Genomic DNA, 12,413 nt, shown 5'->3' with positions numbered 1-12,413 from the left:
TGGCGCGTTAAGCGGTGGAGCCGGGACGGGCTTATTCCGCCTCAGCTTCCTCCCAGTTCTTGGCACGTTCGAGGGCCTTGTCCCAGCCCTTGCGCAGTTGGGCCATTTCCTCGTCGCAGCGCTCGGGTTTGAACTCCTGCTGCATCTCCCAGCGCTCGGTGATCGCGTCGCGGCTCTCCCAGAAGCCGACCGCGAGCCCGGCCAGGTAAGCCGCTCCCAGAGCGGTCGTTTCAATGCACTTGGGCCGCACGACGGACGTGCGGAGCAAGTCCGCCTGGAACTGCAAAAGCGGGTCGCTGCGGCAAGCCCCACCGTCCACGCGCAGTTCCTTGAGCTTGAGCCCGCTGTCTTTTTCCATGGCCGAGAGCAGGTCCGCGCTTTGGAAGGCGATCGACTCCAGGGCCGCCCGGCAAATGTGGGCACGATTGGTGCCACGGGTGATGCCAAGGGCCGCGCCCCGGGCGTACGGGTCCCAGTGCGGGGCACCGAGTCCGGCGAAGGCGGGCACGAGGAAGAGGCCGCCGGCGTCCTTGACGGTGGAGGCGAGCCAGTCCAGCTCCTGCGCGGTGCGCACGAGCTGCACCTCGTCGCGAATCCACTGCACGACCGCCCCACCGATGAAGACCGAACCTTCCAGCGCGTACTCGGTCTTTCCCCCGATGCGCCAGGCCACCGTGGTGAGCAGGTTGTTCTTCGAGCGCACGGGCTTGTCGCCCATGTTCATGAGCAGGAAGCAACCGGTGCCGTAGGTGTTTTTGGCCATACCGGGGCTGAAGCACGCCTGCCCGAAGAGAGCGGCGTGCTGGTCACCGGCGATGCCCGAGATGGACGCGCCGCCGGGATAGAGGTTCTTTTGGACCTCACCATAAACTTCGGAACTGGAGCGGATCTCGGGCAACATGCAGCGGGGCACGTTGAAGAGCTTGAGCAGGTCGTCGTCCCAATCGTCCTTTTCCAGATTATAAAACAGCGTACGGCTGGCATTGGTTACGTCGGTGACGTGGACCTTGCGCCCTGTCAACTGCCAGATCAACCAGCTGTCCACCGTTCCAAAAAGCAGTTTCCCGGCCTCGGCCTTGGCGCGCGCGCCGGAGACGTTTTCCAGGATCCAGCGCACCTTCGTCCCCGAAAAATACGGGTCCAGGCGCAGGCCGGTTTTTTCCGTGACCATCGGTTCGAGCCCCTCTTCCTTCAGCTTGAGGCAGTAGTCCGCCGTGCGGCGGTCCTGCCAGACGATGGCGTTGTAAACGGGCCGCCCGCTGTCCTTGTCCCAGACGATGGTGGTTTCGCGCTGATTCGTCACCCCGACTCCAGCGATGCAGTCGGTGGTCAGGTCCGCCCGCGAAATCGCCTCGGCCGCCGTTGCGCTCTGGCTGGACCAGATCTCCATCGGGTCGTGCTCGACCCAGCCCGGCTTGGGGTAGATTTGGCGAAACTCCTTTTGTGCGACCGCCACGACATGGCCGTTGTGGTCGAAAACAATGGAGCGGGAGCTGGTCGTGCCCTGGTCCAGGGCGATAATATATTGGTCTTTGGACATAGTGCTACGGGATTAAGTAGAAGTTTGAGGGGTTGCGGGTTCTGAAACGGTTGAGAGGACTCGGAGAAGCGCTTTGAGGGCGCCACGGGTTTTTACATGTTAAGATAGACAAAAAGCTTGGCCCCGGCAATACCGCCCAGGATCGGCGCGACAATCGGCACCCAGGCGTAGGCCCAGTCGGAACTGCCTTTGCCGGGGATGGGGAGGAAGGCGTGAGCCAGACGCGGTCCAAAGTCGCGGGCCGGGTTGATCGCGTAACCAGTCGGCCCGCCGAGCGAAACGCCGATCGCCACGATGAGCAACCCCACCACCAGCGGCCCGAACCACGTCCCCATAGAGGTGGCCCAAATGCGCTGGGCGTCCTCCGCGCCAAGGGCGACTTTGCCCACCGCGAGGATGACAAAGAGCAGCACGGCGGTGCCGATGAATTCCGTGATAAACGCCGGGCCGAAGCGTCGCACGGCAGGCGCGGTGGAGTGACAGGCCAGCTTCAACGCCGGGTCCTCGGTCTGGTCCCAGTGCGCGTAATAGGCGAGGTAAACCAGCACCGAGCCGAAGAAGCCGCCGCAAACCTGCGCGATGATGTAGCCGGGCACTTGCGCCCAGTCGAACAACCCTGCCGAAGCCAGGCTGAGAGTCACCGCCGGATTGATATGCGCACCGGAAATGCGCCCGACGCAATAGACGGCCAGCATCACCGCCAACCCCCAGCCGACCGTGATCACGATCCAGCCAGAGTTCTGACCCTTGGATTTGGATAAAACGACATTGGCGACTACGCCGTTACCGAAGAGGATGAGCAATGCGGTGCCAATGAATTCAGCTATATAGGGGCTCATAAGCGTGGGATAGTATGGGGTTATCCGGGTAAAACCGGGGATTTCGGAGGAGGTATACGCAAATAGTAGAACCGAAAAATAGAATATTCAAGTCCTTAAATAACATATACTTACATCTTTTAAAAATTGGGTTTCACAAGAAAACCCTACTGCACCGATCCCAAGCTACCGACTGTTCTGGGCTTAAAGGGAGCAGAACTTGCAATCGCAAGTTATCCAAAGCGCATGACTTGCATTTTCCAATTTTATCCCCAGAATGGAGGACAGATTTATTTATCGCGATGCTCCCCGCCCAACGCCAGGAAATGATTTTACGCCGGATCGAGGCCGAAGGCTCCGTCTCCAACGCGGAGTTGGCGGACGCCTTCAACGTCACCCACGAAACCATCCGCAAAGACCTCGAAGCCCTGGCCGAGGCCAAGCGCGTGATCCGCATCCACGGCGGGGCCACCCGAGCCTCCGACTCCCGGCACGACCTTCCCCTGCCCGCCCGGCAGAGTGTCAACCAGTTCGAAAAATCCATCGTCGCCCAGGCGGCGGCAGCACTGGTCGGCACCAACGACACCATCTTTATGGACGCCAGTTCCACTGTGCTGGCCATGTGCGACAACCTGCCGTCCGTGCCGCTGACCGTCCTGACCAATGCTCACCACGTCATCGTCGCCCTGGGCGGACGCCCCGGCTACGACCTCATCTGTACCGGTGGCAACTACGAGGAACGCTCGCGCTCCTACGTCGGCGCGGTGGCAGAGGATTCGCTCAAGCGCTACATGATCAAGTGGCTCTTCGTCGGGGTGGACGGGCTTCACCACGAGATCGGGGCCTCCGAGGTCAACCCCGGCCAGGCAGTGCTCAAGGAACGTCTCATCCCCCGCGCCGAGCAAATCTGCGTCGTGTGCGACTCCAGCAAACTGGAGAAAAAGAGCCCCTTCATCTTCGCACAACCGCGCCAGCTCAACGTCCTCGTGACCGATGATCGCGCCGCCCCCGGCCTGCTGGAACCCTACCGCCAGCAAGGCATCCGCGTCATCACCGCCCCACTGGACCGTGTTTAAGAAGAACGCCCCAGGGCTGCGACCGAACACGGCCCTCAAGGGCAGAGTCCTTGACCTGTGACCCTTAGGATCACTGCTGCCACACCAACGCGGCGGTACGGACAACAGCCGCTTGACGCCAGCTCAAACGAACTGCGTTGGCCCCATCGACAAAGGTTAAATCCTGACAGGCCAAATACTGTTGCCCCCGGCGAGAAGCGCAGCCCCCGACGGCTTACGCGGCCACGCATGGAGCAAACGGCCTTTTGGGCGCTTAGGGGCGCTGGTCCAGCCAGCCCCCGAAAAAGAATGTCCAGTGCGGTCACGCACCGGGCACGCACCTAGATTTCCTTTTGTAGTTTTTTTCCAATACGGGAGATCATTTTCTTGTGCTCGGCGTTGACGCTCGGGTACTCCAGCGGGAGCAGTTTCATCGAGCGCACGATGACTTCGGATACGGCCAGCCGCGTGAACCACTTGTTGTCCGCCGGGATGACGAACCACGGGGCATGCGAGGTACTGGTATGGCTGATGCACGCCTGATAGGCGTCCTGGTACTCGTCCCAGTGCTGGCGCTCAGCATAGTCGGCGTCCGAGAATTTCCAGTTTTTGTCCGGGTTGTCCACTCGGGCGAGGAAGCGACGCGCCTGCTCTTTTTTTGAAAGGTTGAGGAAAAACTTCAGGACGATGGTGCCGTTCTCGACCAGGTATTTTTCGAAGTTGTTGATCTGCTCGTAGCGCTTCTCGAATATCTCCGGCCCCATGTCGGAAGCAGGCAGTTTCTGGCGCTGGAGGATCTCCGGATGAACGCGGGTGATGAGCACCTCCTCGTAGTGCGAGCGGTTGAAAATCCCGATCTCGCCCCGGCGCGGAAGCGCCCGCACCGAGCGCCAGAGGTAGTCATGGTCAAGCTCTTCGGTCGAGGGCGTCTTGAAGCTCGTCACCTGACAGCCCTGCGGGTTGACCCCGGACATGACGTGCTTGATCACCCCATCCTTGCCGGCCGCGTCGAGCGCCTGGAAAATGATCAGCAGGCTGTAGCGGTTCTGCGCGTAGAGCTTGTCCTGAAGCTTGCTCATCTTGCCGACATTGGCCCGGACTTTGGCCATAGCCGCCTTTTCATTCTCGTACCCGGCAGTAAACCCCGGATCGAAGTCCTTCTTCAAATTAACCGACCGGCCCGGCGGCACCAGCACCTCCCCGAGCTTGATTTTCAGGGTGTCACTTTCGCCCAGTTTGACCGTGAACGAGGTGCCGGCTTTGAGAAGTTTTTTCTTCATACCCGACAATTTGTCACATTTTTTCCCGGACTCCAAGCTCCGATCACAGACTCACACAGACGGGAAAGAGTTGCCCGCGCACCCACGCGAAGAAGCGCATAGCCCTTTTTCCAAACAACGGGACTGGGCAGGAGACTGGACATTTCGCGAGCAAAGACGTTGCTTTCGCCGCCGGGCTGTATAAGCTAGGCGGATTATGGCCAGACCCGCCAAGTACCACACGCCGGCCGAAGCGCCGGCGGGACGTTTTTCCGAAAGCCTGCAACGGCTCCCGATCAGCGAACTTGCCTACCGCTCCCGCCACGGGGACCGCGACCGCATCGCCGCCCTCCTCCGCAAGGGCCGCGCCGAGACGCTGGAGGACTTCGCGTTGCTGACCTCGCCCGAGGCCGGAGAGTATCTGGAGGAGATGGCGGCGGTTTCTCAACGGCTCACACAGCGCTTTTTCGGCAAGGCCATCCGGCTTTTCGCCCCGCTTTACCTCTCCAACGAGTGCGTCAACGTCTGCACCTATTGCGGCTTTTCACGCAATAACGACATCCCGCGCCTGACTATCCCGGTCGAGGTGGCCGAGGAACAGATCGCCAAGATCGCGCGACAGGGCTTCCGCTCGCTGCTGCTGGTGGCCGGAGAACACCCCAAATACGTCTCCAACGGCTACGTCGGCGAGTGCATCCAGGCCGGTCTGCGGCACATGCCCTCCGTCGCGCTGGAACTGGGGCCGATGGACGCCGCTGACTACGCTCCCCTCGTTCAGGCCGGAGCCGAAGGGCTCATCGTTTATCAGGAGAGCTATCACCAGAGCACTTACGAATCCATGCACAAAGCCGGGCCGAAAAAGTACTTCGCCTGGCGCATGGACACCGCCGAGCGCGGCTACGAAGCCGGATTCCGCCGTCTGGGCATCGGCGCACTTTACGGGCTCTACGACTGGCGGCACGAGACGATGGCCGTCGCCGCCCACGCCCGTCACCTGCTCAAGCATTGCTGGAAAGCCCAGATCTCAGTCAGCTTCCCGCGCATGCGCCCGGCCGCCGGCGGTTACCAGCCGGACCCGTCCTTTATCATGAGCGACCGCGAAATGGTGCAGGTCATCTGCGCCCTGCGCATGTTCCTGCCGCAGGTCGGGATCACCCTCTCCACCCGCGAACGCCCCGAACTGCGCGACGGGCTGGTCAAGCTCGGCGTCACCCTGATGAGCGCCGGTTCCAGCACCGAGCCCGGCGGGTACGAACATTTCGACGAGGACACCTGGACCCCCGAGGCCGACCAACCCGGCGAGCAGTTTCATATTGCAGACGAGCGCCCGCCGGTTGAGATTGCGGCCATGATCCGGCGCCAGGGTTACGAAGCGGTCTGGAAGGACTTCGACCGCGCCCTCGTCGGCACCGACACCTCCACCTGAACCGATCAACCCTTTCCCCAGCATGAGCGACAAAATCCACATCACCGCCAACGGCAAACCCTACGTGATCGCGGCCCAGGCCACGCTGCCGGAGTTCCTCGATACGCTCGGGCTGGCACCGGAGCGCGTCGTGGTCGAGCGCAACCGTGAAGCCCTCACCCCCGCCGAAACCCTCAAGGCCACCCTCGCCAACGGCGACAACCTCGAAATCGTCCGCATCGTGGCGGGGGGATAAGCCGGTTATTTTTTCAGAAATAGGGGAATTGCCTAACGCGGGAAAAAGGCGTTAGGCTTTCGCGCTTTCCATGAAGTTGACAGACCTGAACCCGCACGGAGGCATCGGAGCAAACTGCCTTCTGGTCGAACTCGGCCCCTTCCGTTTCCTTATCGATGCGGGTATCCACCCGAAAAAAGTCGGGCGCGACACCCTGCCCGATTTTGATAAGCTGGCCCCGAACAGCATCGACGCGCTCATCCTGACGCACTGCCACCTCGACCACCTCGGCTCCCTGCCCGTGGCTCTGCGCCACCAGCCCGAGGCCATGATTATCCTCAGCCGGCCGACTCAGGAGCTGGCCGTCCGCATGCTGCGCAACTCCTGTAACGTCATGCGCCGCCAGCGCGAGGAGCAGCACATCCCCGAGTACCCGCTGTACAGCTACTCCGAGCTGGACCGGCTGGAGCCGATGATGTTCGCCCTGCCCTACGGGCACGCGCGCACCTTCGCCAAGGGTAATGAGGAAGTCCAGGTCACCCTCTACGCCTCCGGCCACATCGTCGGGGCCGCCGGGGTCAAACTGACCTACAAGCACCGCTCGATTTTCTTCACCGGTGACGTGCTCTTTACCGACCAAAAAACCCTGCCCGGCGCATCCTTTCCAGACGAGACCTTTGACACCCTGGTCATGGAAACCACCCGTGGCCTGACCGCCCGCACCGCCGACAAGGCCCGCGAAGACGAGGTCGCCCGCCTGCTCCAGACCGTCGGACGCACACTGGAAAACGGCGGCTCCGTCCTCATCCCGGCCTTTGCGCTGGGCCGGATGCAGGAGATCCTCGCCATCCTGGAGGAAGCCGTCTCCAAGGGCGACATCCCCAAGGTCCCCGTCGTCTGCTCGGGCTTGGGGCTGGATCTGGTCGATTACTTCGATAACATTTCCCGCAAGTTCAATGCGGTCCATTTCCGCCGCACGATCTTGAAAAAGCTCGGCGTACAGAGCCTGAAGCGTTTCCCCGACCCCGGCAAATCCCCCTCACGTCCCACGCTCTTCGTGGTCAGCAGCGGTATGCTGGTGGAGAAAACCCCCTCCTACGCCGTCGCGTCGTCCCTGCTCGGAAACCCGCACAACGCCGTCTGTTTCGTCGGCTACTGCGACCCGGACACCCCCGGTGGCCAGTTGCTGGAAACCCCGCGGGACGAATCCTTTGTCTTCGACGCGCTGGACTACGTCACGCCCGTGCGGGCCAGTATTGAGCGTTTCGACCTTAGCGGCCATGCCGACCGCGAGGAACTGCTCGAATTCGCTCACCACTGCGAGCCCCGCGCCATCGTCCTCACGCATGGCGACCCCGAGGCGCGGGCCTGGTTCAAGGAAGAGCTGGAGCAGAGCGACCAGGGTTACAGCGTCACCGACCCGGTTCCCGGTACATGCTACACGGTATAGCGCGACAATGCGTACCGTATTTTACGAGTAGTTTACACTATCCCGTTGACAAGCAGGTCTTATTGGGGTATCAGCCTTACGCAACCAAGTACGAAAACCACCCGGTCGCGTTCTCTCTTTTAATAGGCAATTCTCAATAACTACTCACCTGTTATACATGCGTAAATTTCTCTCCTCGTCCTTCTGCCTTCTTGCCGGGATGGCAGGAACTTACGCCGGAATTTCCGGCCTTGAGACGCTCGGTTCCGCCAACCAACTGGCCCTGAGCGTCCTTCAGGAAGACTGGTCTCCGAACGAGATTAAGAAGCTGGACCGCCCGGGCTTCAGCCTGACCTACCCGGCTGACTGGACCGTCGCCACCCAACAGGAAGACTTCGACGCCGACCGCCTGTTCACCATCGAAGTCGCCAACGCCGACTCCTACATCACGATCAAGATTTTCGTCCCCGACGCCGACACCGACGCCGACGACATCATGTTCAGCATCCTGACCACGCTGGACGGCCCCATGATCGAGACCTACTCGCGCGACAGCTTCGAGCAGTGGGGCAACTTCAAGGGCCAGGGACGCCACCTCAAGGGCAAGATCGCCGGCTTCCTTCCCGGCGGAGCCCGCATCTTCGTCTCGACCGACGGCCCCAAGGGCATCCTCGTCACCGAGCTGTACTATTCGGACGACCTCGACAAAGCCATGCCCGGCTTTGACCTGATCCGCAAGAGCTTCGTTTTCAAGCAATAACGTAGTTTTTCCAGAGGCCCGTTCAGGCCCTAGGCCTTGCCACCGCCCCCGCGGATACGCTCCTCCACGATCCGGCAAAAAGCCGGATTACCCGCCACATAACGCACGGCAGGCATCCGTACGTGGAAGCGATTGAGCGGAAAAGCCGGTTCGCCGAAGTAAACGACTTCGCCGCCCCCGGCCTTAATCATGGCGAACCCGGCGGCCACATCCCAGACCTTGACCCGGAAGTCGAGGCAGGCTTCAAGCTTACCCGTCGCCGTGTAGGCCAGGTTCATCGCCGCGCTGCCGAAGCACCGCACCCGGTACTGCTCGAACAGCTCACGTGTCAGCGCCATGTCCGCCGGATCAAAGGGGAAATTCGTCGCAAAGTGGCTCTGTACCGTCGGCTCGTCCGCCAGCACGCGGCATCGGTGCGTGCCGTCGAGCACGCCCTCGCCTTCCCCGCCCTCGATCAGCGTGCGGCGGGCATAGTCGTAGATATAGCCGTAAACGGGCTCACCGTTGCGCAGCAGCGCCAGCGAAATTGAACACATCGGAATTCCCAGCGCGTAATTGTTCGTGCCGTCGATGGGATCGAGAATCCAGGCGTACTCAGCCTCCAGCAGCATCTCCTCGTCCTCGGGATTCGACTCCTCGCTGCAAAAATCGTCATGCGGGAACGAGCGGCGCAACTCGGTAAATACCTTTTCAGAAATAGCAAAGTCCGCGAACGTCACCCGCGTGTCATCTTCCTTCCACTGGCTCTCAACCTGCCCGAACTGGCTCTCGAAAAAGGCAATCTGGTTTTTCACCGCGACCCGCCCGGCGTTGATCCGGTGGCGCAGCTCGCTGGCGACCGGTTTGCGGCCCGGCTTCCGCTTCTGAGGTTTCATGAATCGGCCAAAGTGACACCTCCCCCCCTCCGGCGCAACCCCAGAGCGAGCTTCTTTTTCTCCCTCTCACCCGTGACCGGCGGCGCGGAGGGCGGAGCCGGTGGGAGAGCCTTCGGCGCGGGTCATGTCGGCGGGGGTGCCCTCGAAGACAAGGTTGCCGCCGGACTTGCCGCCGCCGGGGCCGAGCTCGACCAGCCAGTCGGCCAGGGCGATGACATCGAGCTGGTGCTCGATAATGACAACGGTGTTGCCCGCGTCGCGAAGCTGGAAGAGCAGGTCCATCAGCTTCTGGATGTCTTCCCAGTGCAGGCCGGTGGTGGGCTCGTCGAGCAGGTAGAGTGTCTCGCCCTGCTGGCGGCGGGAGAGTTCGAGCGAGAGCTTGATCCGCTGGGCCTCGCCGCCGGAAAGAGTGTTGGCGGGCTGGCCGAGCTTGACGTAGCCCAGGCCGACGGCAGCGAGCGTGGCGAGCTTTTCAAAAATCTTCGGCTGGTTGCGAAAGTGCTTCATCGCCTCCTCGACGGTCATGTCGAGCACCTCGGCGATGTTGTAGCCCTTGAAGCGGATCTCCAGCGTCTCGCGATTATAGCGCTGGCCGCGGCAGCTCGGGCACTCCACGAACACGTCCCCGAGGAACTGCATGTCGAGCTTGATCTGGCCGTCTCCCTGGCACTTCTCGCAGCGCCCGCCGCGCACGTTGAAGCTGAAGCGGCTCGGCTTGTAGCCGCGCACCTTGGCCAGCGGGCACTTGGCGAAAAGATCGCGCAACTGGTCGAAAAGTTTCACGTAGGTGGCCGGATTCGAGCGCGGGCTGCGCCCGATGGGCTCCTGGTCCACGCGCACCACGGTCTTGAAGTTGCGCAGGCCGTCGATCTCCTTGTGCAGGCCGGGGATGGTCTTCGCACCGTTGAGCTTGAAGGCGGCCGCCCGCGCCAGGATGTCGTTGACGAGCGTGCTCTTGCCCGAGCCGGACACACCGCACACGACGGTCAGCAGCCCCATCGGGAAGCCCACATTGAGGTCGCGCAGATTGTTCTCCCGCGCTCCTATAACAGTCAGCATCCCGTGGCGCGGTTCCAGCACACGGGCGTCGCGCATGATCTCGCTTTGGCCGGAAAGAAACGGCCCGGTCCGCGAACGCGGCGAGGCCATGCACTCCTCCGGCGTCCCCTGGAAAATGAGTTCGCCGCCTTGGTCGCCCGCGCCCGGCCCGAGCTCGATCAACTGGTCCGCTACGCGCATCGTGTCGGCGTCGTGCTCGACCACGAGCACGGAGTTGCCCCGGTCGCGCAGGCCAACCAGCGTGTCAATCAGCCGCTGGTTGTCCACCGGGTGCAGGCCGATGCTCGGCTCGTCGAGCACGTAGGCGACGCCGACCAGTCCCATGCCGAGTTGAGTAGCCAGCCGCACGCGCTGGGCCTCGCCGCCGCTGAGTGTGGCATAGATGCGATCCAGCGTAAGGTATTCCAGCCCAACCTCGGTCAAAAACCCCAGTCGCTCGCGCAGGCCGCGAATGGCGTCGGCGGCCGGTTCGTAACGCCCCTTGCGCCCGCCGAGCTTGGAGACAAATTCCCGCGCCCGCTCGATCCCGAGCCCGATAAAGTCCGTGAACGACACGCCCTCGACGCGCACGTTACGCGCACGGGCATTGAGGCGACTCCCCTGGCAATCCGGGCACAGCGACGTGACCTGGAACGCCATCAACCGGGCGCGGAAGCCATCGCTGCTGCTCGTGCGGCGGCTTTCCTCCAGATCCGCGATCACCCCGGCAAAGGGCGTGGCCTCGGGCTTGGCATTGCCCGCCTTGAGCTTGAAGGAAAACAGCCGTTCCCCCGCCCCGTGCAGGATGATTTGGCGGGTCTCTTCCGGCAATTCGCTCCACGGCACGTTGCGGTCGAAGGGCAACTGCTCGGAGAGCTGCTTGAGGATGGCGTTGCGTTTAATTATCATCGCCTTGGAGCCGAGCCGCCAGGGCTTGACCGCGCCGCCGCGCACGGACTTCGACGGGTCCGGCACGATCAACTCGTCGCTGAACTGCATGGTCTGCCCGAGCCCGCCGCAGGTCGGGCAAGCGCCCTCGGGGCTGTTCCAGGAAAAGGAGCGCGTCGAGAGCGGCTCGTACACCACGCCCGAGCGCGTCCCGGCCAGCGCCTGGCTGAGCCGGAACTCGCCCCACGGGGCTTCCCTGTCATGCTGGACCATGACAATCGCCCGATCCCCGCCCTCGCGGAAGGCCAGCTCCAACGAGTCGGCAATGCGCCCGCGCTGATCCGACCCGAGCACGATGCGGTCCACCACCACCTCGACCGTGACTTCGCGGCTGCCGGAGGGGATAATCTTATCGTCCGCCAACTCGCGAATTTCCCCGTCGAGCCGCACGCGTAAAAAACCTTTCTGCCGCAACCGGGGCAGCTCCTCGCGTAACACGGCGGGCTTGGCCGTCATCACCGGGGCCAGAAGCATGAGGCGGCTCCCCTCCGGCTCCTCGTAAATGCGGGCAATGCAATCGTCGAGCGAACGCCGCTCAATCGGCGCGCCGTCCACCGGGTCGAACTGCTCCCCGCAGACCGTCCACAGCAGCCGCGCATAGTCGGCGATCTCCGTCACCGTGGCGACGGTGCTGCGCGGATTCGCGCCCGTGATGGTACGCTGCTCGATAGCCACGACCGGCGGCAGTCCGTGGATAAAGTCCACGTCCGGCCTCGGCAACTGGTCCAGGTACTGCCGGGCGCGGGCCGAGAGGCTCTCCATGTACTTGCGGTAGCCCTCGGCATAGATGGTGTCAAAGGCCAGGCTCGACTTGCCCGAGCCGGAGACGCCGGTCATCACCACCAGCTTCCCGCGCGGGATGCGCAGGTCGAGGTCGCGCAGGTTGTGCTGGCGCGCGCCTTTTATGTGAATACAGGGCTGGCTTTCGGTCTCGGACATCGTGCTGTGCAAATCCTTTTAACCTGCCCCCGTTTCGCCCCGAGCGCAAGCCCGGTCACGTTTGTTTGGCTTTGGGCAAAGCGCCGAAAAGGGTTGCGGAACCCGTCTTGCC

10 protein-coding genes are annotated in these 12,413 nt (G+C 62.5%); 5 read left to right on the top strand and 5 right to left on the bottom strand.

The annotated features are described in order from the left end of the window. Positions 1–31: 31 nt before the first annotated feature. Both glpK and H5P28_RS04850 read right to left on the bottom strand, forming a co-directional pair. A complete protein-coding gene (gene glpK, locus H5P28_RS04855) occupies positions 32–1,540 on the bottom strand; it encodes a glycerol kinase GlpK (protein WP_185674591.1) in 1,509 nt (502 codons plus the stop codon). A gap of 92 nt (positions 1,541–1,632) precedes the next feature. After that, complete coding sequence (locus H5P28_RS04850) at positions 1,633–2,379, bottom strand: MIP/aquaporin family protein (RefSeq protein ID WP_185674590.1); 747 nt, start codon at positions 2,377–2,379, stop codon at positions 1,633–1,635. A 281-nt stretch (positions 2,380–2,660) separates the two neighbouring features. On the opposite strand from H5P28_RS04850, the gene H5P28_RS04845 reads away from it, so the two are divergent. Beyond that, positions 2,661–3,434 (top strand): DeoR/GlpR family DNA-binding transcription regulator, encoded by a 774-nt coding sequence (locus H5P28_RS04845; RefSeq protein WP_185674589.1) that lies wholly within the window; start codon positions 2,661–2,663, stop codon positions 3,432–3,434. Between the two features lie 320 nt (positions 3,435–3,754). Here the strand turns inward: H5P28_RS04845 and H5P28_RS04840 are convergent, their stop codons facing one another. Continuing rightward, complete coding sequence (locus H5P28_RS04840) at positions 3,755–4,693, bottom strand: polyphosphate kinase 2 family protein (RefSeq protein WP_185674588.1); 939 nt, start codon at positions 4,691–4,693, stop codon at positions 3,755–3,757. Between the two features lie 196 nt (positions 4,694–4,889). Here H5P28_RS04840 and thiH point away from each other — a divergent pair, with 196 nt between their 5' ends. From thiH to H5P28_RS04820, 4 genes are all read left to right on the top strand, one after another. Then, the gene (thiH, locus tag H5P28_RS04835) at positions 4,890–6,098 is read left to right on the top strand and encodes a 2-iminoacetate synthase ThiH (RefSeq protein WP_185674587.1); all 1,209 of its coding nucleotides are present in this window, start codon (positions 4,890–4,892) and stop codon (positions 6,096–6,098) included. 22 nt (positions 6,099–6,120) lie between these two features. After that, on the top strand, positions 6,121–6,333 hold the full coding sequence (gene thiS / locus H5P28_RS04830) for a sulfur carrier protein ThiS (protein WP_185674586.1): 213 nt from the start codon (positions 6,121–6,123) through the stop codon (positions 6,331–6,333). Between the two features lie 70 nt (positions 6,334–6,403). Next, positions 6,404–7,762, top strand: coding sequence for an MBL fold metallo-hydrolase (locus H5P28_RS04825; RefSeq protein ID WP_185674585.1), 1,359 nt, complete (start codon positions 6,404–6,406; stop codon positions 7,760–7,762). Between the two features lie 157 nt (positions 7,763–7,919). Further along, positions 7,920–8,501: a hypothetical protein gene (locus tag H5P28_RS04820; protein WP_185674584.1), complete on the top strand. Its 582-nt coding sequence runs from the start codon at positions 7,920–7,922 to the stop codon at positions 8,499–8,501. A gap of 29 nt (positions 8,502–8,530) precedes the next feature. Here H5P28_RS04820 and H5P28_RS04815 read toward each other — a convergent pair whose 3' ends face one another. Beyond that, entirely contained in the window at positions 8,531–9,376 is an 846-nt protein-coding gene (locus H5P28_RS04815; RefSeq protein WP_185674583.1) for an inositol monophosphatase family protein, read from the bottom strand. A 66-nt stretch (positions 9,377–9,442) separates the two neighbouring features. Continuing rightward, positions 9,443–12,301 carry an excinuclease ABC subunit UvrA gene (gene uvrA / locus H5P28_RS04810; RefSeq protein ID WP_185674582.1) on the bottom strand — a complete coding sequence of 953 codons (2,859 nt, stop codon included), beginning with the start codon at positions 12,299–12,301 and terminating at the stop codon, positions 9,443–9,445. Positions 12,302–12,413 lie beyond the last annotated feature (112 nt).

The sequence above is a fragment of the Ruficoccus amylovorans genome, from assembly GCF_014230085.1.
GTDB lineage: Bacteria > Verrucomicrobiota > Verrucomicrobiia > Opitutales > Cerasicoccaceae > Ruficoccus > Ruficoccus amylovorans.
This window is presented reverse-complemented; position numbering and strand designations above follow the sequence as displayed.

Excerpts from the sequence above, each read along its gene's own strand:
- H5P28_RS04815 (WP_185674583.1), bottom strand. The coding sequence starts at position 9,376 with ATGAAACCTCAGAAGCGGAAGCCGGGCCGCAAACCGGTCGCCAGCGAG.
- H5P28_RS04850 (WP_185674590.1), bottom strand. The coding sequence starts at position 2,379 with ATGAGCCCCTATATAGCTGAATTCATTGGCACCGCATTGCTCATCCTC.
- glpK (WP_185674591.1), bottom strand. The coding sequence starts at position 1,540 with ATGTCCAAAGACCAATATATTATCGCCCTGGACCAGGGCACGACCAGC.
- uvrA (WP_185674582.1), bottom strand. The coding sequence starts at position 12,301 with ATGTCCGAGACCGAAAGCCAGCCCTGTATTCACATAAAAGGCGCGCGC.
- H5P28_RS04845 (WP_185674589.1), top strand. The coding sequence starts at position 2,661 with ATGCTCCCCGCCCAACGCCAGGAAATGATTTTACGCCGGATCGAGGCC.
- thiS (WP_185674586.1), top strand. The coding sequence starts at position 6,121 with ATGAGCGACAAAATCCACATCACCGCCAACGGCAAACCCTACGTGATC.
- H5P28_RS04820 (WP_185674584.1), top strand. The coding sequence starts at position 7,920 with ATGCGTAAATTTCTCTCCTCGTCCTTCTGCCTTCTTGCCGGGATGGCA.
- H5P28_RS04825 (WP_185674585.1), top strand. The coding sequence starts at position 6,404 with ATGAAGTTGACAGACCTGAACCCGCACGGAGGCATCGGAGCAAACTGC.
- thiH (WP_185674587.1), top strand. The coding sequence starts at position 4,890 with ATGGCCAGACCCGCCAAGTACCACACGCCGGCCGAAGCGCCGGCGGGA.
- H5P28_RS04840 (WP_185674588.1), bottom strand. The coding sequence starts at position 4,693 with ATGAAGAAAAAACTTCTCAAAGCCGGCACCTCGTTCACGGTCAAACTG.